This is a genomic window from Duganella fentianensis (assembly GCF_964031615.1).
GTDB classification, from domain to species: domain Bacteria; phylum Pseudomonadota; class Gammaproteobacteria; order Burkholderiales; family Burkholderiaceae_D; genus Rugamonas; species Rugamonas fentianensis_A.
Map to the genome: position 1 here is coordinate 113459 of NZ_CAXIQN010000008.1, position 24653 is coordinate 138111.

At 60.9% G+C, this 24653-nt stretch carries 20 protein-coding genes and 1 pseudogene; 7 read left to right on the top strand and 14 right to left on the bottom strand.

Annotated elements, in window-relative coordinates:
- The first annotated feature begins 46 nt into the window (after nucleotides 1-46).
- Nucleotides 47-1024, top strand: coding sequence for an alpha/beta hydrolase (locus tag ABNT42_RS05075; protein ID WP_348694875.1), 978 nt, complete (start codon nucleotides 47-49; stop codon nucleotides 1022-1024).
- Here the strand turns inward: ABNT42_RS05075 and ABNT42_RS05080 are convergent.
- On the bottom strand, nucleotides 1008-1880 hold the full coding sequence (locus ABNT42_RS05080) for a DUF2807 domain-containing protein (RefSeq protein ID WP_348694878.1): 873 nt from the start codon (nucleotides 1878-1880) through the stop codon (nucleotides 1008-1010). The two genes, ABNT42_RS05075 and ABNT42_RS05080, sit on opposite strands and share 17 nt — an antisense overlap.
- Before the next feature lie 195 nt (nucleotides 1881-2075).
- Here ABNT42_RS05080 and ABNT42_RS05085 point away from each other — a divergent pair, with 195 nt between their 5' ends.
- Nucleotides 2076-2444, top strand: coding sequence for a nucleotide pyrophosphohydrolase (locus ABNT42_RS05085; RefSeq protein WP_348694881.1), 369 nt, complete (start codon nucleotides 2076-2078; stop codon nucleotides 2442-2444).
- Here ABNT42_RS05085 and ABNT42_RS05090 read toward each other — a convergent pair.
- From ABNT42_RS05090 to ABNT42_RS05140, 11 genes and pseudogenes are all read right to left on the bottom strand, one after another.
- A complete protein-coding gene (locus ABNT42_RS05090) occupies nucleotides 2441-3352 on the bottom strand; it encodes an alpha/beta hydrolase (RefSeq protein WP_348694883.1) in 912 nt (303 codons plus the stop codon). The two genes, ABNT42_RS05085 and ABNT42_RS05090, sit on opposite strands and share 4 nt — an antisense overlap.
- A 98-nt stretch (nucleotides 3353-3450) precedes the next feature.
- The gene (locus ABNT42_RS05095; protein WP_348694886.1) at nucleotides 3451-5922 is read right to left on the bottom strand and encodes a TonB-dependent receptor; all 2472 of its coding nucleotides are present in this window, start codon (nucleotides 5920-5922) and stop codon (nucleotides 3451-3453) included.
- Nucleotides 5923-5965: 43 nt separating this feature from the next.
- A complete protein-coding gene (locus ABNT42_RS05100) occupies nucleotides 5966-6493 on the bottom strand; it encodes a RidA family protein (RefSeq protein WP_348694889.1) in 528 nt (175 codons plus the stop codon).
- Nucleotides 6494-6507: 14 nt separating this feature from the next.
- Nucleotides 6508-6921 (bottom strand): cytochrome c, encoded by a 414-nt coding sequence (locus ABNT42_RS05105; protein ID WP_348694892.1) that lies wholly within the window; start codon nucleotides 6919-6921, stop codon nucleotides 6508-6510.
- Complete coding sequence (locus ABNT42_RS05110; protein WP_348694895.1) at nucleotides 6918-8417, bottom strand: flavin monoamine oxidase family protein; 1500 nt, start codon at nucleotides 8415-8417, stop codon at nucleotides 6918-6920. Before ABNT42_RS05110 ends, ABNT42_RS05105 begins: the two co-directional genes overlap by 4 nt.
- Nucleotide 8418: 1 nt before the next feature.
- Nucleotides 8419-8484 (bottom strand): annotated as a pseudogene (locus tag ABNT42_RS05115) (hypothetical protein); the annotation flags it as partial.
- Between the two features lie 363 nt (nucleotides 8485-8847).
- A complete protein-coding gene (locus ABNT42_RS05120; RefSeq protein WP_348694897.1) occupies nucleotides 8848-10698 on the bottom strand; it encodes a Mu transposase C-terminal domain-containing protein in 1851 nt (616 codons plus the stop codon).
- 243 nt (nucleotides 10699-10941) lie between these two features.
- Nucleotides 10942-13143, bottom strand: coding sequence for a DEAD/DEAH box helicase (locus tag ABNT42_RS05125; protein ID WP_348694900.1), 2202 nt, complete (start codon nucleotides 13141-13143; stop codon nucleotides 10942-10944).
- Between the two features lie 333 nt (nucleotides 13144-13476).
- Nucleotides 13477-13746 carry a hypothetical protein gene (locus tag ABNT42_RS05130; protein WP_348694902.1) on the bottom strand — a complete coding sequence of 90 codons (270 nt, stop codon included), beginning with the start codon at nucleotides 13744-13746 and terminating at the stop codon, nucleotides 13477-13479.
- A gap of 62 nt (nucleotides 13747-13808) precedes the next feature.
- Entirely contained in the window at nucleotides 13809-14216 is a 408-nt protein-coding gene (locus ABNT42_RS05135; RefSeq protein ID WP_348694905.1) for a hypothetical protein, read from the bottom strand.
- Between the two features lie 164 nt (nucleotides 14217-14380).
- Entirely contained in the window at nucleotides 14381-15187 is an 807-nt protein-coding gene (locus ABNT42_RS05140; RefSeq protein ID WP_348694908.1) for an SDR family oxidoreductase, read from the bottom strand.
- 121 nt (nucleotides 15188-15308) lie between these two features.
- Between ABNT42_RS05140 and ABNT42_RS05145 the strand changes: the two genes are divergently transcribed.
- The 3 genes from ABNT42_RS05145 to ABNT42_RS05155 all read left to right on the top strand — a co-directional run bounded on the left by ABNT42_RS05145 (nucleotide 15309) and on the right by ABNT42_RS05155 (nucleotide 18164).
- On the top strand, nucleotides 15309-16940 hold the full coding sequence (locus ABNT42_RS05145; protein WP_348694911.1) for a M28 family peptidase: 1632 nt from the start codon (nucleotides 15309-15311) through the stop codon (nucleotides 16938-16940).
- A gap of 23 nt (nucleotides 16941-16963) precedes the next feature.
- Nucleotides 16964-17659 carry a dienelactone hydrolase family protein gene (locus tag ABNT42_RS05150; RefSeq protein ID WP_348694914.1) on the top strand — a complete coding sequence of 232 codons (696 nt, stop codon included), beginning with the start codon at nucleotides 16964-16966 and terminating at the stop codon, nucleotides 17657-17659.
- A 61-nt stretch (nucleotides 17660-17720) separates the two neighbouring features.
- A complete protein-coding gene (locus ABNT42_RS05155; RefSeq protein ID WP_348694917.1) occupies nucleotides 17721-18164 on the top strand; it encodes a thioesterase family protein in 444 nt (147 codons plus the stop codon).
- A 6-nt stretch (nucleotides 18165-18170) separates the two neighbouring features.
- Here the strand turns inward: ABNT42_RS05155 and ABNT42_RS05160 are convergent, their stop codons facing one another.
- A complete protein-coding gene (locus tag ABNT42_RS05160) occupies nucleotides 18171-18659 on the bottom strand; it encodes a DUF3016 domain-containing protein (RefSeq protein WP_348694919.1) in 489 nt (162 codons plus the stop codon).
- 261 nt (nucleotides 18660-18920) lie between these two features.
- On the opposite strand from ABNT42_RS05160, the gene ABNT42_RS05165 reads away from it, so the two are divergent.
- Together ABNT42_RS05165 and ABNT42_RS05170 are read left to right on the top strand one after the other, a co-directional pair.
- Nucleotides 18921-20843 (top strand): alkaline phosphatase PhoX, encoded by a 1923-nt coding sequence (locus ABNT42_RS05165; protein WP_348694921.1) that lies wholly within the window; start codon nucleotides 18921-18923, stop codon nucleotides 20841-20843.
- 254 nt (nucleotides 20844-21097) lie between these two features.
- Nucleotides 21098-22603, top strand: a complete 1506-nt coding sequence (locus ABNT42_RS05170) for an HD domain-containing phosphohydrolase (RefSeq protein WP_348694924.1) — start codon at nucleotides 21098-21100, stop codon at nucleotides 22601-22603.
- Here ABNT42_RS05170 and ABNT42_RS05175 read toward each other — a convergent pair.
- Nucleotides 22600-24552 (bottom strand): GAF domain-containing sensor histidine kinase, encoded by a 1953-nt coding sequence (locus ABNT42_RS05175; protein ID WP_348694926.1) that lies wholly within the window; start codon nucleotides 24550-24552, stop codon nucleotides 22600-22602. The two genes, ABNT42_RS05170 and ABNT42_RS05175, sit on opposite strands and share 4 nt — an antisense overlap.
- Nucleotides 24553-24653: the final 101 nt, after the last annotated feature.

The window sequence follows — 24653 nt, forward strand, 5'->3', positions numbered from 1 at the left end:
TCACCGCCCGCGCCTGCGCGGCTTCCATCCCGAGGTTGATTGAATCATGCTGTATCTGCCGCTTGCCGTCCTGCTGCCCGTGATCGCCCTGCTAGTGCTACTGATCGTGCTGGCCGCCGAACGTATCGCCCCGCTGCCTGTAGCGCGTATCGCCATGGCGCTGGAACGGACGCGCTGCGGCCTGCGCCTGCATGGGGAGGACGAAGCCATGCCCTTCCTGCAAGGCGGTAGTGGCGAAGTACTGGTGCTGGTACACGGCTTCGGCGCCGACAAGGATAATTTCACCCGCATCGCCCCCTATCTGACGCCGCACTACCGCGTGCTCATGCCCGACCTGCCCGGCTTCGGCGCAGCGGGACGCGACCCGCAGGGAAAGTACAGCATCTGCGATCAGGTCGAGCACCTGCGCGCCTTCCTCGATCGTCATGCAGGACAGGGCAAGGTGCATCTGGGCGGGAATTCCATGGGCGGCTTCATCGTCGCCCAGTTTGCTGCGCGCTATCCCGAACGGGTGGCAAGCCTGTGGCTGCTGGATGCTGCCGGCACGGCAGCGGCGCAGGATTCGCAGGCGCTACGTGGCTACCGCGATAGCGGCGCCCTGCCCCTGCTGGTGCGCACGGAAGGGGATTTCAGCGAAATGCTGGCGTATTCGCGTCACCGCCGTTTCTTCCTGCCATATGCGGTGCGCACGGCGCTGGCACGGCGTGCCGCCGCCGACTTTGCGCTGCATGAAAAAATCATGCAGCAGGTGGCAGCCTCGCCGCTGCTGGAGCAGCAGTACACGGGGCTGGATACGCCAGCCCTGATCGTGTGGGGTGAGCGCGACCGCATTCTGCATCCGGCCGGTGCAGCCGCGCTGGCAGCGCTGTACGCTGACCATCAATGCATCATGATGGCCGACATCGGCCACCTGCCCATGCTGGAAGCGCCGCGCCAGTGCGCGGCCGACTACCGCGCGTTCCGCCAGCAACTGGCACAGCGCACGGCAGCAAAGGCGAACATAAAGCTTACTGCATCAGCGTGATATTGCGGCCGCTGACGTTACGCTGCACCGGATTGCCATATACGGTGACATAACCGGAGCCGTTGGAAGTAGCCACCAGCGACTGGCTGACGGCGGCCGTGATACTGCCCGAACCATAGGTCACCAGCTCGGCGTTCTGGCTCTGCAGACCGGCCAGACTGGCGCTGCCGGATCCATATACGCGCACATTCATATTGCGCACCATGCCGCTGGCATGCACGCCGCCGGAACCGCGCACATCGAGTTCCAGCCGCTCGCCATCCACCCGCCCCAGATCCAGCTTGCCCGAACCGTGCAGACTGGCCGTGGTGCTGCCGCTTTGCAGACCGGCCGCCGTGACGCTGCCGGAGCCGTTCAGACGGGCTTCCAGACGGCTGACATGGCCAGCCAGCTGCACCTGACGCGAGCCGTTCTGGCTCAGGGTCAGCGCACCGCCGTTCAGGCCCGTCACGATCAGGCGTCCGGAGCCATTGCTCTGGATCTGGCGCAGCGCCGGCGTGGTGTAGGTCACGCGCAGCGCATTGCTGCTATTGACCTTGCCATCGACCCAGACGCGCAGCAGCCCGCCGCTGGCATCAGTACGCACCATCGGCAGCAGATTGCTATCGCCTTCCACCTGCAGGCCGGTGGCATTGCCCACTTTGATCTCCACCTGCAGCGGGCCGTTGATATCGATACTGTCGGCATCCACCGCAGGACGCTGCTCCACTACCGTCTGGCCGTTGCCCTGTACGCCGGAGCTGCCGAACACGCTGGTGACGCGGGCGTTGCCACCGTCATCCGGGATCACGACGATGGCGCAGCCGGCCAGCGAAGCACAGGCGGCCAGTACGGCCAGAGAAATAGCTTTACGCATGATGAGAGTTCCCCCTTATTGAATAGTGTCGCCACTATAGAAAAGCGCACGCCGGAACGGCAGGCAAAAGCGACGAACGGTAGAAATCAGGGAGTGAATGGTGCAAAAACGTCATCGACGGCGCAGATGGTGCGGCACCGGTGCTATCATCGGGCCTCGACTTTGCGCCCCTGTTCACACCACCAGCCCACCATCATGACCAGTTCCCGCCCGCCCGAGGATAGCCTGATCGCTCTGCGCGACCTGACCCGCCAGTTTGCCGCCGAGCGCCAGTGGCAAGCCTTCCATACCCCGAAGAATCTGGCCATGGCGCTGTCGGTCGAAGCGGCCGAGCTGATGGAACACTTCCAGTGGCTGGTGACGGGAGCCGAGCATGAACTGGACGAGCAGGCCCGCACCGGCATCCGCCACGAAATGGCCGATGTGCTGCTATATCTGGTGCAGCTGGCCGACCAGACAGGGGTGGACCTGCACGCCGCCGCCGTGGAGAAAATCGCCCTGAACGGGCAAAAATATCCGGCCGCACAGGTACAGGGCGACGCCCGCAAATACGACCGCTATTAAGGCAGACCTAGCGCACGGCGGATCTGGCCGCCCACGATCAGCCAGGCGGGCGAACTGGCCGCTACTTCATCATAATGGCTGGCGCCCGGCAGCACGATCACTTCGGCCGCATCGCCGGCCGCCTGCGCGCGGCGCGCGTAATCCTGTCCCGCCCGGGTGGGGGAGATCACATCGAGTTCACCATGAATCAGCACCGTGCGCACACCGGCCGGCAGCATTTCTGCCGGCGAGGTATCGCTGAATACGTCGAGGCGGCTGGCGCTCGGGTGACCGGTCAGCTGCACCATATCGCGGTCGCAGCTGGTCTTGATCAGGCGTTCCTCATTGCGCAGATCAGCCAGCCCGCCCAGACTGATCACCACCGGCACAGCCAGCGGCTGCGCCACGTACAGCGGGCTGCTATGGGGCAGACGCGCGCGTGCAGCCGCCCACTGGGCCAGATGGCCACCGGCCGAATGCCCCACCAGCACGATGCGCTGCAAGTCCAGCGCATGCTGCGGCGCCAGCTGGCGCAACTGGTCCATGGCGCTGGCCACATCCTGATACATGCCGGGATAACCGCCCCCCGCTTCGTCAAAGCGGCGATACTCGATATTCCACACGGCGATACCCTGCTGCGTCAGCGCGGCAGCCATATTGCGCATCTGGCTAATGCCGCCAAACTCCTTGGTCCAGCAGCCGCCGTGGATGATCACCGCCAGCGGAAACGGCCCGGCGCCAGCGGGCACAAACAGTTCGCCATACTGCGAAGGCGCCGCGCCATACGCCACGTGGGCAGTAGGCGCCGGGCCATGCAGGGCCAGATAATCCTGCAAGCTCATAGGCACAGTGACGGTGGCGGCAGCTGCCGCCCCCACATTGCCCGCCACTGCAGCAGCCAGCAGGGTTTTACGCATTTTTTTCAGCATCGTGCGCCTCCACAACAGAATGCGCCATGCTACACCCAAAGAAAAACGGCCACCAGCTTGCGCTGGCGGCCGCCCCGTTTCGCATTGCCCAGATCAGCTTAGAACTTGTAGTTGGCGCGCACGTAGTAGTAACCACCGTTGATGCCGAATGGCGAGAACGAAGGCAATACCGTCACTGCCGCATTGTCGCCGGCAGCACGCTGGTCAGCCAGCAGCAGCGGATTGATCCCGTCCGGATACTTGTTGAACAGATTATTGGCACCTACCGCCAGCGACCAGTCCTTGTTGATCTTGTAGCCCACTTCCAGATCGGTAATCGCCGTGGTGGAGATTTCCGTCTTGTGATACACCGAACCGTCTTCGCTGCCATAGTTCGACGATGGGCCGTAGATGGCTTCGCGCAGGTTGACCGTCCAGTTACCGATCTTCCACAGCGCGCCCAGATTCAGGCGCATTTTCGGCGAAGCCGTTTCCAGATCGGAGATGGCGGTCTGGTCCAGCAGTGACTGCGGCAGCAGCTGCTTAGGCGCCTGATTGATCTTCACCACTTCCACCTTGTTGTAGTTGGCGGCCAGCGACCAGTCCACCTTGCCCGCCGTGCCATAGCTCTCGGCCAGCGTAGCGACGAACTCCAGCCCGCGGCTACGGGTGTTGACGGCGTTCGAGAAGATGTTAATACCGGTCTGGCTGACGGTGCTATCGAGCACGTTGCCATTGGCTTTGATCGCCGCTACCACGGCAGGCGAATTCACCGAACCACCGGAGCCGTACAGCGCACCGGAACCGACGATACGGTCACGGATGGTGATCTGGTAGGCATCGAGGGTGATGGCCAGATTGCTGGTCGGGTTCAGCACCATACCGAGGCTGAAGTTGGTCGAGTGCTCAGGCTTGAGGCCATCCACTCCCACCAGCTTGGCGCCGGCCGAATTCGGCGCCAGCTGCACGAAGGCGCTGGTCGGGCTGACGTTGGTAGCCGAATAGTATTCCTCGGCCAGCGTCGGCGCACGGAAGCCGTTACTGAAGGTACCGCGCAGCGCGAAGGCCGGGGTGAAGTCGTAGCGGGTGGTGAACTTGCCCACTTTGGCGTTGCCGAAATCGCTGAAGTGCTCGTAGCGCGCGGCCAGATCCAGCGTCAGATCCGCTACCGGATTGCCGGCGAAATCGATATACGCCGCCTGATTGGTACGGCGGTGCGAACCGGCGTCGGTCAGCGAGAAGCCCGGATACGACTGCGAACCTTCCTTGTAGCGGGATGCGGCATCGCCGGCTTCGATTTCGTACTTATCGATGCGGTGTTCCAGACCCGTGGCCACGGTCAGCGGCTTGGCCCAGCCGATGGCAAATTCATTGCTCGCTTCCAGCGTGGTGGTCAGCTGGCTGGCAATAAAGGCACCGGCACGGAAGTTGGTCGGAGTCGAGCCCGTGTCTTTGAACAGCGATACGTTGCCCGAATCTGCCACACCGATCTTGCTGGTGTCCTTGCCGTAGGTACTGCTCAGATCCATATTCCAGCCGGCCAGCGTGCCTTTGATACCGGCCGTCAGTGCAAAGTCGTCCTGCTTCAGTGTTTCCTTGGGCGAGAAACCGGTAGGGTAGACCAGCGGCAGACGGCTAGGCAGGCGGTAGTTCTCGTAGGCGCGCGCTTCCTTGTGGCCATAGGTGGCAATCGCGTACAGCTGGCTACCCGGTGCAAAATCATAGCCGAAGTTCGCTGCCAGTACATTCAGGTGGTATTGCGCATCGCCGGAAATGTGATTCACATGCGGGTAGCCCGGCTGCTGGAACATGCCCGGATAGGCCGCCATATTGGCCGGATTGATTACGCGCGGATCGATGCCGCCACGATCGCTATAACCGTGGTATTTCGATTCCCCAGTGATGCTCAGATAAGCGTCCTTGAACGGCTCCATGCCCACATTGAATGCACCATCGCCGGTACGGCCGCCGCCATCGACATAGCCGCCGCCCGTCACAGTGGCCGTGCCACCGCGGTTGTTCGACTTCAGGATAATGTTAATCACACCGGCAATCGCATCGGAGCCATATTGCGCCGCAGCGCCATCCTGCAGCACTTCGATATGGTCGATCGCTGCCACGGGAATGTAGTTCAGGTCAGCTGCTGCACCACCCTGATACGGGCCACCCAGCACGGCCAGATTGGCCGTGCCATGACGGCGCTTACCGTTAATCAGCACCAGCGTATCGTTCGGGCTGAGGCCGCGCAGACGGGCCGACAGCGTCAGGTTGGCGGTGTCGCCGCCAAACGCCTGCGCCGTGAACGATGGCAGGTTCTGCGCCAGCGCCTGAATCAGATCTGGCTGGCCGGTACGCTGCAGAGCGGTGGCATCGAGCACCTGTATCGGCGACGCGCTATTTTCTACTTTCATACCGGTGGCACGGGTACCGGTCACAATCACTGCGCTGACGGCAGCATCGCCCGCCACATCGGCGGCTGCGGCTGCGGCACCGGCTACTGCATCAACTGCTGGAGCAACGGCATAGGCAGAGCCTATGACGAGGGTGGACATCACGGCGGCGACGCCGATCTTCAATTTAGCCTTGTGCATAGTGATTCCTCGTTGATTAAAAGTCGTTAGAAACTGGGGTGAATTATTTTTTTGCAGCGAGTACTTCGATCTCGACCAGCCAGCCCGGATTACTCAGCGCCGCCACCTGCACCACAGCACGCGCGGGCAGGCTGGTCTGGCTACCGCCGAAATGCTGGGTGTAGGCTTCCATGAAGCCTTTGGTATCCGCTTTGCCACCCTTGGCCGGATCACCGACCAGATACACCGTCATCTTGATCACGTCCGGCATATCGAGCTTCATGCCCTGCAGGATTTCCTTGATCTTCTTCAGCACCGTTTCCGACTGGGTGCGGGTATCGCCAAAGGCGGCGATGGAATCGGGCGCGGCGCTGCTATCGACTACCGCCGGCACCTGACCGCTGACGAAGTGCAGCGTCGCCGTGGGCGGCACCATGACTGCGAGGGCGATGGGGAAGTCCGAGCCGGGTATTTTGTGGCGCACGATCTCGGCCGCCTTCGGTGCGGCGGCGGCGCTCTGGCAGGCCAGTGCCATTGCTGCCGGTACCATCAGGCCGGCCAGAACGCGTTTCAGGTTTTGTGGTGTTTTCATTTTTCTGTGCTCTTTCAATGTTTGTTGGACATCTGACCGTTACTGAATGGTTCTACCTGCAGCACATCGCGCAGGGCCATGACTTCGGCCTCGCTCAGCGGTGCCGCCTGATTGCCCCAGCTACTGCGGACGAAACTGAGAATGGTGGAAATATCCTGATCGCTCAGGCTTTCGCTGAAGTCCGGCATACCGCCCCGTCCTTTCAGCAGCACGGTGGCCACATCGGTGCTTTTGCCCTGCACGAATTTGTTCCCTGCCAGCGCAGGGAAAGCGCCCGGTATGCCTTTGCCGGTCGGCTGGTGGCAGGCCGCGCAGTTCTTCAGGAACAGCGCCTTGCCATCCATACCGTCGGCGCGCGCCGGTGCCGTGGCACCGGCAGCGATGGCGGCTATTACTAGCAGCGCGATTTTGAACAGCCCCTCTTTCATACACTTGCCCTCGCGTGAATTTTGGCGATCTGCTGCCAGGCCGATTCGATCGCGCCGGCCTGCCAGCCCGTGAGATAACTGAGATGCTCCCCTGCCAGCAGAACACGGCCTTCACCTTCCACCAGCGTGGGATAGGCAGCAGCTCGGGTCTTCTCGGTCCACTCCGCCCAGCCACCGAGGTTGTACTGCACTCGGTGCCACGCAACGGAGAACGCCGTCTCGAAGTTTTCGCTGTACTGCGGGAAGATCTTCTGGCCTGCTGCTACCGCAAACGCGGCGCGCTCCTGCGGCGACAGAGCACTGATTTCGATGGCGGCCGTCTGGTACTGGTAGTAACCCAGTAGCACGCCTTTTTTCCCCTGCCATCCGGTCGATGGCAGCGAGATGGTGTTGATGCCTTTCAGGTCGGTCAGGATATGACCGCCATACAGGTGCTCGTCTTCTTCCCAGAAGCGGCGTTTCATCTGCAGGCCGATTTTGCCGACCGGTGCATACGACACCGTCGCGATAGCCTTTTTGAATTTGTCCGAAAAATCGGTATCGATCTGGCGCAGCACGGAGAGCGGAATCGCACACAGGCAGTAGTCCGCGCTGATGCTGGCCAGTTTGCCGCTGCCCGTATCCTTGTAGGTCACGGTCACGCCCTTGTCGTTCTGACGGATAGTCTGCACTTCCGAGCGATAGCGGATATTCTTGCCAACGCGTTTCTCGAACGCTTTGGCGATGGCGTCCATCCCGCCGACGGGCTGGAACATGGTGTTCTGCATGGGGAAATCCTGCACCGCGCTGTACACATTGCCCAGCTTGGAGGCCAGCAGGTCCTTGAAGCCCAGCGGATCGGACGGCGTGCCGGCACCGGGCGAGACACCGGCGCCGGGATTGACAGCGTAGCCACGGCCACTGCGGCCCTTGTACTGCAAATCGGCGCCAGCCAGTTGCCCCTCGTGTGCCAGATAGTCGAGCAGCAGGCGCTTGTCGTCTTCGCTCAGTTCCTGATCGAGCTGGCGGTTCTTGACGGATTTGGCTAACAGTTCCGATACATGGCCGCGCATATCGGCCTTGATCTCTGCTACCCGCATGCGCTTGCCCGCAAACGGGCCGGCGTTTTCCGAATACACAAAGGCGTGATCGTTATCGTTCACCATCACTTCCAGCGGTACTTCGAACAGGCGGGTGTAGTGCAGCGTAGACTGGTGATGCAGGGGAATGCGCCATGGACCGTGGTTGATGTAATGGCCCTGATCGAATTCGCAGGTCTGCTTCTCGCCACCCAGCTCTGTCAGGCTAAAACCTTTGCGGGCAGTCTGGCAGCGACCGCCGGCAAAGCTGCGTGCTTCCAGTATCTGGCAGTGGTAGCCCAGTTTGCCCAGCTCGTAGGCGGCCGTCATGCCGGCCAGACCGGCGCCCAGTATCAGCACCTTCTTGCCTTTGCCGCTGCCGCTCAGGGCTGGCGGTGCCGAGGCGGTGGAGCCTATGCCCATGCCCCAAGCATTCATGGTATTCAGCAGCAACCCCGTGCCGCCCACCGCCGCCGCGCGATACAGGAAGTCCCTGCGCGTGAATGAACTAAACGATTTAAACTGTTTTACTGTCTTGCTTTCCATCTGCTTCCTCACCGATTTGCTAAAAGTCTGATGCGCAAGTGATGCCGCGATAACTACCATCTAGCAATCGGTGTGCCACATATGAATAAACAAATAAACTTGCTTCACATTGAAAGCAGCCCTTTATTCATATGGTTTACTTTCTGACTGGCGCGTAAGCGTCATGCAAGGCTGCAGAAAAAAACTTTATTTTCTTACCCCTATTTCAGTCACCGCGCAGGCAAACAGAAAATCACAAGACGCGCACCAAGGCGATGCGCATGCGGCTCAAAATCAGCAAGGGAAAAGCAGACAGCTGGCAGGAAAGCAGAAATGCACCAGCCTAGTTCACATAGCTGGCGTAATTGTGCGTAGTAGCACGTAGAGAGGGGCTGGCCGAATACAAAGAGGTGCGCGGCAATAGTGCAAATTCCACTTGCGCCAGCTGCTGGGGCGCACTGCTCTCGCGCAGATGGCAGGCGTGATACTGCATGGGTGCTGCGGCATCAAGCAGATAGATGGTTTCCATATCGGCCGGATCGTATGCCACTTTGATCTTCCATGGCCCGCGCGTACGCGCGCGCTCGAACCAGCCGTCGTCGAACGCCCGCATGCAGGTGTAGAACTGGTTGAAAAGCTGTATGCCTTCGCTACCTACCAGCGCTTCGGTCACCGGCAGCAGGCTGCAGCGCAGCAGATGCTCCGGATAGGTACGCAGAGCGTTGCCATGCTGCGCCATGCCTTGCTGCCAGTGCTGCAGCGGCGTGGCACTATGCAGCATGCTGCGGCTGTTGTAATACAGGATGGCATCCAGCAGCAACTGGTGGAATTCATCCAGATCCAGTACCCCGTCAAGCCGTCCCGGTCTGGCAGGTACTGTTGCAGGCGCGCTGGCAGGCAGCAGACGGAAGCGTCGCTCCAGCACGGGCAGCCATGCCTGTGGCGTGTCGAGCGCTACGCACACGGGCAGATTGAAGTTGTTCAGCAGCGCGGTGAACTCGCCTCCCGTACCCAGTTCCGGCGCCAGCTTCAGGCTGGCGGGCAGGTGTCGCGCTGGCCACTGCGCAGCGTCGAGAGTGCGCCCGTAAGAGGCACAGTAGCGGGCTTTATCGGCACCGCAATGGGCTAGTGCCAGTAGCGCGTGGGCGCGACTGACACCACCGAAGCCGACGTAATAGCCCGTGATGAGCTGACTGTAGGCATCCGTCACAATATACAGCCATGGCCGGCCTATACACTGCAGGCGGTCGGCGCGCGACACCAGTTGTAGCTCGGCCTGCATCACGCTCAGACAGAACGCGGCACCGGGACGCCCCGTAGCGGGCAGCCCGTCTGGTGTACCCTGTGCGACAGAAGCACTGGAACTAGCGCTGCCGCTTGCGCTTGCGCTTGCGCTTGCGGCGCGACGCTGCACCTGCAGCGGACGGTCGTCATCGTAATCCAGCCAGTAATTAAACTGGCCGAAGCTGGGCAGACTAGTATGGGGCACAGCCTGTACAGCGGTAATCCGGCCCGTGTTAACATCGATCTGACGGGTGCAGAAGAACTCTGCCAGCATATGGCGGTAAGCGCCCTGCCGGGAAAACCGCGCATGGGTGGCAGCGTAGCGTGCCACGGCGACGCGCAGCACGCGGCGCATCTCCTCATCCATATTCACGCCCGTACTGGTGGCAGCGCCATCTTTGCGCGGGCGACCGCGTTTGACGCCCGCCGAAGCCTGACGCAGCTTGCCGCGGCCACCGGAGTTAGCATAATCAGGCAGCAGCGCATTCGGCGTCTGGCCGCGCTGCCAGTAGCGCCGCAGATAGCGGTACACGGTGGGGTGCGATACACCATGCAGACGAGTCGCCTGTGCCACCAGTGCACCACGCAACTGGGCCTGATAGATAGCGGGTTCCTGCGCGACTAAAGGCGCGATGATCTGCCACGCACGGTCGCGTAGCGCCAGATGTTTAGGGGCAGGCTGAGCTTCGCCCTCGCCCCGTATCATCAGATAAGGATCGCTGGTGCCGCGCGTGGCCCGCCCTGCCGCCAGATCGGCATGGATGCGCGCCAGTGTGCAGCGCTCTACCTCGCTATCCTGTCCCGCCACATCGAACAGATAGGCGTGGCGCTGTCTGGGATCTATCCACAGAATGCGCAGAGTGCGCGCTACCGGCTGCGTGTAATGCAGCAGCTCATTGCGTAGCAACATCGGCACTCCGGCAGTTTTTTCCAGCCATATAGACGCTCCCCTTGGCGTTTCGTTGGGCTTTTTGCTTGATCTATGCAATAAGCGCGCCAGCCCCTTGCAAGGGTGTCGCAGGCGTGATGGAGGCCGGATGTGGCAAAAAAGCTAGCTATTGGTGCAACGCAGCAGGGACCCTGCACTGTGTCCGTGCAGGGCCACAAATGACAACAGGGCCTTGCGGCCCTGTCAGAGAGAAGAACAATACGATCAGTATTTTTTCTTAGGCTTGGTCGCAGCCGCCGGTTTTTTCGGCGGCGTGTGCTTGCCTGATTCCGGTGGCATGCGGTCAGCATGGCTGATTTTCAGCTGCGCGCCACCAACCCAGACTTTGCCCAGATGCTTGAATAGATCGGGCGGCATACCGTCCGGCAGTTCCAGCATGCTGTAGGTGTCGAAGATCTCGATACGGCCGATATGCTTGGCCTCCAGCCCTGCTTCGTTGGCAATCGCACCGACGATGTTGGCGGGCGTGGCCGCATGGTTGCTACCCACTTCGATGCGGAATGCGCTCATGGGAATCGCGATCTTGCCGGGCTTTTCCTTTTTCTTTTTAGGAGCAGCTTCTTCCAGCTCGTTCGCATCCACCCGTGCGGCCTTGGCCAGCGGCGAGGCAGCTGGGCTGACTGGCGCAGCGGCTTTAGCCGGCTTGCTGGCCGCCTTAGCTGGAGCGCGCGGTGCTTCGGCTGGCGCTTCGCCATCGCGGCTGATGCGCAACTGCTGGCCAGCGACCTTGATGCCGGCCAGATGAGACAGCACTTCGCTATCGAGGTTGTCCGGCATATCGAGCACCGTGTAGTCGTCGTAGATCTCGATACGGCCGATGTGCTTGGAGTCGATGCCGCCTTCGTTGGCAATCGCGCCCACGATATTGCCCGGCTTGACGCCATGCTGGTAGCCCACTTCGATGCGGAAGGTCTGCATGCCCGGATCAGGTGCGCGCATCACGCGTTCCTTTTTCGGGAAACGCTCGGCGCGATCGCCACGCTCGGTGCGCTCGCCACGATCCGCACGCTCGAAACCTACCTGACGGCCCGGACGCTCGTCCCAGCTGGCGGCAGGAATCTGCTGCTTCTTATCCAGCAGCAGCGGCACGTCGCCGCGCGCCATCTTGGCCAGCGCCGCCGCGATTTCGATAGCCGGAATATTCTGTTCGCGCTCGAAGTCCTCGATCAGCGACTGGAACTGTTCCAGCTCGCCCTGCGCCAGCGTTTCGCTAATCTGCGATTTGAACTTGGCGATACGTACATCGTTCACCGCCTGTATGGTCGGCAGTTCGAGCATGCCGATAGGCTGGCGGGTGGCACGCTCGATCGACTTGAGCAGACCTTTTTCACGCGGAGTGATGAACAGGATGGCTTCGCCGCTACGGCCGGCACGGCCAGTACGGCCGATACGGTGGGTATAGCTTTCCGGATCATGCGGTACATCGTAGTTGACCACGTGGCTGATACGTTCCACGTCCAGACCACGGGCCGCTACGTCGGTAGCGACCAGAATATCGATCTTGCCGTCCTTGAGCTGCTGGATGGTACGCTCGCGCTGGGCCTGCTGGATGTCGCCATTGATGGCGGCGGCCGAGAAACCGCGCGCCTGCAGCTTCTGCGCCAGTTCTTCCGTGCCCAGCTTGGTGCGCGAGAAGATGATCATGCCGTCGAAGTCTTCCGCTTCCAGAATGCGGGTCAGCGCATCGAGCTTGTGCATGCCGCTCACTAGCCAGTAGCGCTGGCGGATGTTTTCATTGGTGCCCGTCTTGGCTGCGACCGTGATTTCTTTCGGGCTGCGCAGATAGGTGTTGGCAATGCGGCGGATGGCCGAAGGCATGGTGGCCGAGAACAGCGCCGTCTGGCGCGACTCCGGCGTCTCCTGCAGGATGCGCTCGACATCATCGATAAAGCCCATGCGCAGCATTTCGTCGGCTTCGTCCAGCACCAGCGTTTTCAGTTTGGACAGATCAAGCGAACCTTTATCGAGGTGATCGATTACGCGGCCCGGCGTACCGACCACGACGTGCACGCCGCGGCGCAGTGCCGACAGCTGCGGGCCGTAGCTCTGTCCACCGTAGATAGGCAGCACATGGAAGCCGGGAATATGCGCGGCATAGGTCTGGAACGCTTCGGCAACCTGAATCGCCAGTTCGCGCGTTGGTGCCAGCACCAGCGCCTGCGGTGTAGTCTGACGGATGTCGATGCGCGACAGGATAGGCAGGGCAAACGCTGCCGTCTTACCGGTGCCGGTCTGGGCCTGACCCAGCACGTCAAGGTTCTGCAGCAGCAGCGGAATGGTCGCCGCCTGAATTGGCGACGGGGATTCGTAACCGACTTCCTTCAGCGCCTTGATCAAAGGGGCACTGAGGTCCAGATCGGAAAACAGGGTTACGGGGGGAATGGAAGATTGGGGGGATACAGACATGGCGTCACTCACAAGTATGTTCGAATCGCCTAATTGCGAAAGAAATTTGTGCGTAGTTTACTCTGTCTGGCAGGTTTAAGCCCGATTTTGCCGAAAAATCGCGAAAACATGGCCGAAATCACAGTATTTCCAGCGATTTCACACGGACATAAAAAAGCACAGGGCGTGCCCTGTGCTTTCCGTTGTCCTGCGCCACCCAGGCCATACGGATCCGGGGTGGCACGTCGTACTTTACTACTTCGGGTACTGCAAGCTGAAGGTCAGCTTAGTGCCGCCAGCTCGTACTGGCGGTCAGGGTATTACGCTTGCTGCTTGATCTAGCCGGCTAGCAGCTTACTTGCTGGCTGCTGGTGCCGAAGCTGCTGGGGCTGCTGCAGGAGCCGAAGCCGATGCACTGGCCGAGGCCGAAGCTGCTTTCTTGTGATGCTTGACCTTTTTCTCGGCTGGCGCGGCTGGCGCCGAAGCGGCTGGTGCCGAAGCGGCTGCAGCGGTGGCGGCAGGAGCCGATGCTTTGGCGCTAGCCGAAGCAGCAGGTGCAGGGGTCTGAGCGAAAGCAGCACCAGCGAACAGGGTAGCGATCAGGGTAGCGATAACTTTTTTCATGATAATTCCTCTTAACGGTATATACAGTTTATATGATTAAATCGATCTGGATTACTGCTTGATTACTTGCTTACGACTGCTGGTTTGACTTCGCTTTTTGCAGCAACTTTTTCAACGACTGCGGGTGCTGCGCCCTTGGATTCTTTAGCCTGAAGTTCCGCCTTGACTGGAGCTGCCTTTGCTTCGGTCTTCACCTCGGCTGCTTTGTGCTCCGCTTTAACTTCAGCGACCTTGTGCGCCGGCTTCACTTCGGCTGCCTTGCTTTCGCCTTTGACTTCAGCCGCTTTGGCTTCGGTCTTGGCTTCTACTTTGGCTTCTACCTTGGTGGCGGCTTTCGCTTCGGTTTTCGCTTCAGCTTTCACTGCGGCTGGTTGTGCCACCGGTGCGGTGGTCGTGGTGGCAGCAGGCGTCTGTGCGAATGCTGCGGTAGCGAACAGGCCGGCGATCAGGGAAGCGGTGATTTTGGTCATGATGTATTTCCTTTTCTAGGTTTCGGCATCGGGACAATCCCGTGTCGCATGAGCAAAAAACGGCCTCCCTCCCCCAGCAGTTGACGGCTATTACAAGCTCTTACCGACTCTTACACTCGCTTACAAATAGCGCTTGGCGGCGCGCGCTGCGCCAGCACTCCGTTTCAATGGGGCTGCACTTCCTTTTTCACGGCAGCCAGCGCCATGCGCTCCACCAGTCCGGGCGCGATCAGTTTCAGCCAGCGTCCCAGTTTGCCCTTGGCCGACATCACCACCTCGCGCTGGCGCGCTTCCATACCATCGATAATCAGCTGCGCGCACTGCTGCACCGACATGGCCTTGTCTTCTTTCAGGCTGCTGCTACCTAGCTCACCACCGGCGGCATTGAAACCGCGATGGCGGATCTGCGTCGCTACCACACCGGGATAGGCAATGGTCACACTGACACCGGCGCTGCGCAGTTCCGGCCGCAGCGCTTCAAAGAAGCCGCCCATGGCGAATTTGCTGGCGCCATAGGCTGTACGTCCGGGCACACCTACCAGCCCCGCCAGCGAGGACACTGCAACGATGCTGCCGCGTGACTGTTTCAGGTACGGCAGCGCGGCATGGGTGCACCACACACTGCCCCATAGATTTATTCGCATCAGTTCTTCGTACCACGCCAGATTTTCTACTTCCTCGAACAGCGCATGGGCCGAACGTCCAGCGTTGTTGATCAGCCCATCGATGTGGCCGAAGCGCGCTACGCAGGCCTCGATCAGCGCCGTGCACTGGGCCTGCACCGAAACATCGGTCGGCACCACCAGTGTCTGCGCGCCGCTGGCAGCGCAGTCGGCCGCCACCTGCTCCAGCAGATCGGCCTTGCGTGCCGCCAGTACCAGTGCCACTGCGCCGCCATGGCGGCGTGCCAGCTGGCGCGCAATTTCCGCACCGATGCCGTCCGAACTGCCCGTAATGATGATGACTTTCATAGTTCTCCCCTAATTCAAACTGAGCCAAGCCTAATTTTTTACAGCTACACGACGTGCAGTTGCTACCACAAGTAAAGTAAGATAATGCCCTCTGCACCGAATTACACTACATGGAGTAAACATGCGCATTCCGGCCCTCGCCATCGCAACCAGTCTCGCACTGGCTTCCTTCCACGCCCACGCACAGAACGCACCGACCGTCAGCGAAGCGCCGCTGCGCGCCCACCTGTCCTTCCTCGCCGACGATCTGCTGGAAGGACGCGGCACCGGCCAGCGCGGTGGCGATCTGGCCGTGCGCTATCTGGAAACCCAGGCAGCTGCCATCGGCCTGAAGCCGCTGGCCAGCGGCGGCTACCGTATGCCGGTGCAGATCGAAGGCACCAAACTGCTGGCCAACAGCTTTGTGCGCTTCCAGAATGGCGCCGGCCAGCAGATCACCCCGCAGAACGGCAGCGAAATCGTATTCGGCACAGCTGGCGGCAAAACCGATATCAGCATCGACGCGCCACTGGTGTTCGTCGGCTATGGCGCCGTCGCCCCGGAAGAAAAATGGGACGACTATAAAGGCGTCGACATGAAAGGCAAAATTCTGGTCATGATGGTCAATGACCCGCAGCCGACAGCCGAAGAACCGAACCGCTTCGCCGGCAAAGCCTACACCTATTACGGCCGCTGGCTATACAAGTTTGAAGAGGCCGTGCGTCAGGGCGCAGCCGGTGCCCTGCTGATCCACACCACCCCGTCGGCCTCCTACCCGTGGAGTGTACCTGCCAATGGCTTCAGCCACGAGCGCTTCCATCTGGCCGGCTCCGGCAACCCGATCGAAGGCTGGCTGCAGGAAGACGTGGCGCGCAAACTGTTCGCCGCGGGCGGCTTCGATCTGGATGCGCTGCGCGCGCAGGCCGAACGGCGCGACTTCCGTCCCGTTGACCTGAAACTCAGCGTGCATGCGGAAATCCGCAGTGCCATCCGTCAGATCGAACAGTTCAACGTGGCCGGCATCATTCCCGGCACCGATCCTAAGCTCAAGCAGCAGGCCGTGGTGTATTCGGCCCACTGGGACCATCTGGGCATGGATGAAGGTGTGAGCAAGGAAGATGGCCGTGACCACGTCTGGAACGGCGCCATCGACAATGCGTCCGGTGCCGCCGCCCTGCTGGCCATGGCGGCCGAAGCCGTCAAGCGTCCGGCCAAACGCACTCAGGTCTTCCTCTGGCCCGCTGCCGAAGAACAGGGCCTGCTGGGTAGCGCCGCCTATGTGCGCAATCCCGCATGGCCACTTAACCAGACCACGGCTGATCTGAATCTGGACAGCATGAACTTTGTCGGCCGCACGGTGGACATGGGTGTGGCTGGCGCCGAGCGCAGCAGCCTGTACGACGCAGCGGCCAAGGTGGCGCGCAAGATGGGCCTGAAACTGGCACCCACCATCCCCGACCTGTCCGGTGCCTACTTCCGCGCCGACCACTTCAACTTTGCCAAGGCCGGCGTACCCGCCTTTAACGTGGGCTCGGCAGTATTCTCGGGCGACGGCCATTTCGAGTTCGAGCACGATCAGGAACATTCGAGCGCCAAAATGGTCTCGTTCAAGAAGGACTACCACCAGATCACTGACGAATACCATCCGAGCTGGGATCTGTCGGGCATGGTGCAACAGGCCCAGTTCACCCTGAATCTGGGCTATGCCGTGGGTAACGCGCCGGAAATGCAGAGCTGGAAGGCCGGCGACGCCTTCGGCAAAGTCAAACGCTGAGACAGTCATCAAGGGAGCACAGCATGGAAACCAACAGCAAATGGATCACTATCGATAGCGCCAACGGCAGCTTCGGCGCCTACCTGTCGCTGCCGCGCGGCGGCAAAGGGCCCGGCATCGTGCTGCTGCAGGAGATCTTCGGCGTCAACCAGCATATCCGCAACGTGGCCGACCAGTATGCGGCCGATGGCTATGTGGTGCTGGCACCGGACATTTTCTGGCGTCAGGGCGAACGCATCGAACTCGGTTATGTGGGCGCCGACTGGGAGCGCGCAGTGGAGCTGATGAATGCTACCGACTTCGCACTGGCGCAGGCCGACGTGGCAGCCACCGCCAAGGTGCTGCGCGCGATGGAAGGCGTGACCAGCATTGCCTCGCTGGGCTACTGCTTCGGTGGCAAACTGTCCTACCATACGGCTGCCAACGGCGTGGTGGATGCGGCCGCGTGCTATTACGGTGGCGGCATCCAGCTCGGCCTCGATCGTGCTGGCGACATCAAGGTGCCCGTGCTGATGCACTTCGGCGCGCTCGATAGCCACATTCCGCTGGCCGCCGTGCAGAGCATCGCCGAGGCCTTCGACGCGAACGAGCAGGTGGAAATCCATGTGTATCCGGACGCCGAGCATGGCTTTAATTGCAATCACCGCAGCTCCTACCACCAGCGCAGTGCAGCGCAGGCTAGAGGGCATACACTACAGTTCCTGGCCGAACAGCTGTGATGCGAGGCGGGCCGTGCGCTAGAATGAAGTCTTCCTAAGTGAGACTAGTTCCGAGGTAAGCATGGCCCGTCTGCAGCTCGATTTCCCTGAAAACCAGTTCTGTTTTTCCACCCAGCTCACGGTCCGCGTGACCGACATCAACGCCGGCAATCATCTCGGCAATGACTCAATGATCTCCATGCTGTCGGAAGCGCGCGCGCGCTTTCTGTACGAATTCGGCGTGGAGGAAGTCGATGGCACGGGGCTGGGCATCATCGTCACCGATCTGTCCACCATGTACCGCGCCGAAGCCCATGCGCGCGATGTGCTGACCTTCGAAGTGGGCGTGATGGACTTCAATACCTATGGCGGCGACATCATCTTCCGCGTCACCCGTCCAGCTGACCGCACGCTGGTGGCCATGGCCAAATATGGCTTTGTCTTCTTCAACTACAAGACCAGCAAGGTCACGCCTATGCCGGAAGAATTCCGCGCCAAATTCCCCAACGTGAACCGACTGGACTAGGCAGCGTCAGCGGGCCGCGACTTTCGGCACAATGGTCTTGTCGAACCATTCGTCCAGCATCTGCTTTTCGTAGCGCAGCGTATCGGTTTCCCAGTAGCGGTTGATGCGCTGCATATAGCTCATATTCGACAGGTCCGCATCGCCGCTGCGCAGTGGCTGGCCGTTCTGCTCCAGCGTGTAATGCAGGCGCATGCGCGGCCAGTCGGCACCGTCGTTGAGCACGCGGATATCTTCGCCGCCATTGCGGCGCGGCCACATGCGCCCCGCCAGATCGATATCCAGCACTTCAAGCTTCAGCGTCTGCCCTGCCGGCAGACGGGCATTCCACGTATTAAAATACGTGCTGAAATCCTTCAGCACGCGCTCGCGGTCGATGGCGTTGCGCGGCACATCGGCGAAATCTTCCGGCTTGGTATAGCTGACGCTCACCTGCGCCGAAGCGGCGCCACTGGCCAGCAGCGCCACTGCCAGCAGGCTGGATTTAATTCCTCGCATGAGAGACTCCTAGTCTATCCATACAGCGTAAAACGCTGCAAACAATATAGCTGCAATATAGCCCGTTTTAGCACGCCCTGCCCCGCCTGAATAAGTTTGTTACCAAATCGCCCGGCCCGCGCTAATCACCGCGCTTGGCCGCGTGTCATGCTGCTGTCATAACAAATCATTAAGATTGCGCCCGCCGAGGCCGAGCCAGCCCCTCGCACCGTTGCGCGCCTGCGCGCGCCCAGACTGGCATTAACCACAACAGGATTCCCCATGACCGACTCGCTCGATCCGACCCGTCGCAATCTTCTCAAGTTCCTTTCCGGCGCACCGCTGCTGCCGCTAGCCGGTGGCAGCGCCACTGCGGCCCTGCTGTCCGCTTGCGGTGGTGGCGATACGGCCGCTGCAGCGCCAACGCTGATGTCGATGAGCTTCAGCGGCATGGCGGCACCAACCCTGGCCGATCCGGCCAAGATGGCGACCACCACTGTGGCCTCCTCGCTCACCGCGGTGTATTCGAACGGCAAAACGCTGTCCTACGCACTGAGCTATCAGACCTTCTTCATTACGGGTGCCATGGTTGCCAACGGCAACGGCGGCACCATACTGGCCGGCGGCTACTACGACATCAAGAACCAGCCGATACTGGACCGTACCGACGCTAACCAGCGCCAGTTCTTCTCCGACTGCCCGGACGGTTCCTCGCTGCTGAAGCTGCCCAGCGCCACCGTCAGCGGCGTAAAAGGCAATACCGTGTTCGCCGTAGTGCAGTTCGAATACGCCACCCGCAACGTCAAGGGTGATTCCATGTACGGCATGCTGCCTTCGCCGATCGCCGTGCTGACGCTGGACCAGAGTCCGACCACGGGCGCACTGTCGCTGGTGAAGTACCACAACGTCGACACCAGCAGCGTCAACGGCCTGTGGATTACCTGTGGCGCTTCGCGCTCGCCATGGAACACCCACCTGTCGAGCGAAGAATACGAGCCGGATGCAACTGTCATCGAGAAGAACACCCAGTTCGCCAACTTCAGCACCAATCTGTACGGGGACGCCAGCAAGGCCAACCCTTACCACTACGGCCACCTGCCGGAAGTCACCGTCCATCCGGATGGCACGGGCAGCATCAAGAAGCACTACTGCATGGGCCGTATCTCGCACGAACTGATACAGGTGATGCCGGACGAACGCACCGCGCTGATGGGCGATGACGCCACCAACGGCGGCCTGTTCATGTTCGTCGCCGACAAGGCACAGGACCTGTCCAGCGGCACCCTGTACGTGGCCAAATGGACCCAGCTGACGGCCGACAACGGCGGCTCGGCCAAGCTCTCGTGGATCAAACTGGGCAGCGCCACCAGCGCCGAAATCAAAGCGCTGGCCGACAGCCTGAAAGCGGCCGACATCGTCAGCGTGAAAACCACCGATCCGGCCGATGCCAGCTACACCAAGATTCCATTCAGCGGCAAAACCAACTGGGTGAAATTTGTCGCCGGTAAAGAAAAGGCTGCTGCCTTCCTGGAAACTCACCGCTACGCTGCTTTCAAAGGCGGCAGCATGGGCTTCACCAAGATGGAGGGCACCACCGTTAATGTCAAAGACAAGATCGCCTACTCGGCCATGGCCTATATTCAGGCCGCTATGACCAATGGCTCGGGCGGCATCGCCGTCAAAGGCCCGAATGCCGGCGCCGTGTATGCGCTGAATATGAAAGGTGGCCAGACCGACGATACGGGCGCCGCCATCAACAGCGAATGGGTACCGGTCGACATGGCTGCCATACCGGCACTGGTGGGCGAAGATCTGGCCACGCCGGATGCGCTGGGCAATCTGGCTAACGCCGACAAAGTCGCCAATCCGGACAACATCAAGTTCTCGGAAAAACTGCGTACCCTGTTCATCGGCGAAGACAGCGGCCTGCACGTGAATAACTTCCTGTGGGCCTATAACGTCGACACCAAAGCGCTGACCCGTATTCTGTCCAACCCGGCGGGCGCCGAATCGACCGGCCTGCACGCAGTGGACGATATCAACGGCTTCGCCTACGTGATGAGCAACTTCCAGCATGCCGGCGACTGGGAAGCCGCCCTGCATGGCAAAGTGCAAGCCACGCTGGATCCGCTGATCCGCGCCAACTACCGTGACCGCTACGGCGCTGCCGTCGGTTACCTGACGGGTCTGCCGACCCTGAGCTGATTTCCCCCAGCTGTCCCCCGCCCGCAACGAGCGCAAGCTCCTTGCGGGCTTTTTTCATGGCGGCACGGCCTTGTTGTGTAAATGCGATGGCAATATTGCCTAAAACGAAGTATTGTTGCTGCTGCTCTGAGCACGCCGCTGCGCTCTCTGCAACAGTCCGCCACAAGGCTGATTGTTGCCTGTTGTCAACGGCGATTAGCCCGGTCTACAATCGGATAACCCAAACCTCGTGCCCTTTTGCGGAACTCGCTCTTATGTCCTTTCTGTCTCCGTCGTCGCCTAAACTAGCGCCATGGAAAGTCCTGCTGGTCGACGATGAACCCGACATCCACGACATTACCAAGCTCACCCTGAGCCGTTTCCGTCTGGACGGACGCGCCCTCACTTTCGTGCATGCTTATAGCGGCGCAGAAGCCAAAGAAGTGCTGGCACGCGAGTCCGATATCGCGCTGGTGTTTCTCGATGTGGTGATGGAAGCAGAAGACAGCGGCCTCGAAGTGGCGCGCTGGATGCGCGAAGATCTGGACAACCAGTTCACCCGCATCGTGCTGCGCACGGGCCAGCCGGGTCAGGCGCCGGAAGAACGCGTGATCGTCAACTACGACATCAACGACTACAAGGAAAAGACCGAACTCGATCGCACCAAGCTGTTCACCACCACTTTCGCCGCCCTGCGCGCCTACCGCGACATCATGAAAGTGGAAGAAGCGCGCCAGCAGCAGGTGCATTACCGCGAAGGTCTGGAGCGGGTGATCGCTGCTTCGGCGCATATTTTCCAGCAGCGCAATCTGCAGGATTTCGCCAACGGCCTGCTGCAGCAAGTGGTGGCACTACTGCGACTGGAACAGAGCATGCTGCTGCGCCTGCGCGCAGCCACCGCCATCAGCGGCGAAAACGCCTACGAAATTCTGGCCCAGATCGGCGACATCGATGGCCCCCTGCTCAGCCCCGAGCTGCTGGCACGACTCGATCAATCCAAGGTCAACAAGATTACCCATATCGAAGGTGATACCTATATCGGCTACTTCCCCAACAGTAGCGGCAAGCATTCGCTGCTGATCCTGAAAGGGGTGGAAGAAATCTCCGAGCTCGATACCAAGCTGCTGGAAGTGTTCTGCTCGGGCGTGGCCATCGCTTTCGATAACATCCTGCTGACGCAGGAAATCACCGATACTCAGGCAGAGCTGATCTTGCGTCTCGGTGATGTGGTGGAATCGCGCTCCAACGAAGCGGGCAACCACGTACGCCGCATGGCCGAAGTATGCCACCTGCTGGCCAGCGCCAGCGGCATGAGCGAAGAAGAGACGGCGGTGCTGCAGCATGCGGCGCCGATGCACGATATCGGCAAGATCGCCACGCCCGATGCGGTGCTGCTCAAACCGGGCAAGCTCGATGCGGACGAATGGGAAATCATGAAGCAGCACCCGAGCGTGGGTCTGTCGATATTGAACGGTTCGCAGCGCCCCATCCTCAAGGCCGCTGCGGTGATCGCCCACCAGCACCACGAGAAATATGACGGCAGCGGCTATCCGCAAGGTCTGAAGGGTGAGGAGATTCACCTGTACGCCCGTATCGTGGCCGTGGCCGATGTGTTCGACGCGCTGATGCACAAGCGCTGCTACAAGGAAGCGTGGCCGCTGGAACAGGTGATTGCTCACCTGCGCTCGGTGGCGGGCCAGCACCTCGACCCGCACTATGTCGATCTGCTGGTGCAGAACATCGATAAAGCACTGGCCATCAACCAGCGCTTCCCTGACTAGGCTGCGACCTTGCGCTGGATCTTGGGGAAGCGCAGCTTGTAGTGCAGCCCCAGTCCCGGCGAACTGAGTACCTTGACGGTGCCGCCCAGCGCGCCCGTGACGAGGTTGTACAGAATATGCGCGCCCAGCCCGCTGCCGCCCGTGCCCCGTTTGGTGGTGTAGAACGGATCGAATAACTGGGCCAGCCCCGCACTATCCATGCCGATGCCGTCATCGCTGTAATTGAGTTCGACCAGATCGCCATCCACTACCACGTTGATGCGAATAACCCCGGGCTCGCCCTGCTCGAAGCCGTGCACCAGCGAGTTCACCACCATATTCGTCACCACCTGCGACAGCGCGCCGGGGAAGCTGGCCATATTGATCTGCTCGGGGCAGTCGATTTCCAGCGTGACGGGCTTGCCTTTCAGCTTGGGCTGCAGCGACAGCAGCACTTCATCCAGATAGCGGCGCAGATTGAAGCTGCGGATATCGTCGGCCGACTGGTCCACGGCCACCTGCTTGAAACTGCGCACGAGGGCCGCCGCGCGCTGGGTGTTGGTCGTCATGATGCGCAGTGACTGATCGACGATGCCGAAGAACTGCTGCAGGCCTTCTTCGTCCAGCGTGCCCTCGGCCAGTTCCGCGCGGGTCAGGCGCAGTTCTTCCACCAGATGGCTGGTCGCCGTCACGCAGATCCCCAGTGGAGTATTGATTTCGTGTGCCACGCCGGCCACCAGCCGGCCCAGCGAGGCCAGCTTTTCCTGCCGCACCAGTTCGCCCTGCGCTTCCTTGAGCGACTCCAGCGCGTCTTCCAGCGCAGCGTTCTGTTCTTCCAGCGCTTCCTTGGCGCGACGGATTTCGCGGTCGGCCCGCATGCGCGCAATCGCCACGGCCACATGGCTGGCCATGAAGGCGAGGATGTCCAGATCGGCCTGCGTGTAGAGCACCTTGTCATCGTAGCTTTGCACGATGATCACGCCGTAGGCCGTATCCCCCAGCAGCATGGGCGCGCCCATCCAGCTGGCGATCTCGATGCTGCCCAGCGGCTGTTGCAGTTCGCCGCTGGCGATCAGCGCTTCCAGACCGGCTCTATCGAGCATCTGCGCCTGCTTGCGCTGCAGGATGTAGGACGACATACCCAGCCCGAAATCGAAGCGCTTGACGGGCGCCTGCTCGTCCTTCTCGTCGACAAAATAGGGAATGCTGATTTCCTGCGTATCGGGATGGTACAGCGCCATCAGGAAGTTCTGTGCCGGTACCAGCTCGCTGATGATCTGGTGCAGCCGCATATTCAGGCGGCTGCCGCCGGTAGCCGTGGCCGACAGATTGGCCAGCTCGTACAGCGCGCGCTGGATGTTTTCGGCACGGCGCCGCTCGGCCACTTCATGCGCCAGCAGCGCGGTGCGCTCCTGCACGGCGCGTTCCAGCCGGTCCATGCTGCGCAAGCCCTGCAGCGCACTCGACACATGGTTGGCGATCTGGGCGAACAGCGCCTGATCTTCGTCGCTGTAAGTGTGTTCCTTATCGTAGCTCTGCATCACCATCGCGCCCAGCACCTGATGGTTGAGATCATGCAGCGGGCAGCCCATCCAGTGCTCGGCGATGGTGCCTATGCCGAAACTGGCATTGTGCTCGCGCCGCGCCTGATGTTCGGCCGCCGTCATCACCATGCTGCGGTCATGGATGATCACCGCCGCCGTGGGCGATTCGCCGGCCACCAGTTCGAACAGTTGTTCACGCTCCGGTGCATCATCAAGTTCATCGACGAAGTAGACAAAGCGTACCTGATTGACGGGGCCATCGGGATCGCTCAGCGCCACGAAGAAGTTCGCCGCATACATGATGCGCCCCAGCCCCGCGTGCACGGATTGCAGGAATTCGCTGATATCGGTACAGCTACTGGCCTTCTGGCCAATTTCCAGCAACATCGCTTGTACTGCTTCGAGGCGGGCGAGACGACTTTCCATCGATTTTCCTGAATCGGTCTGTGAACAGGAAAATACTAGCAGTTCCCCACGCTCGCGACCATAGCGCAGGGACGCTATGCCCTGCGCAGGCGCGCTTGCGC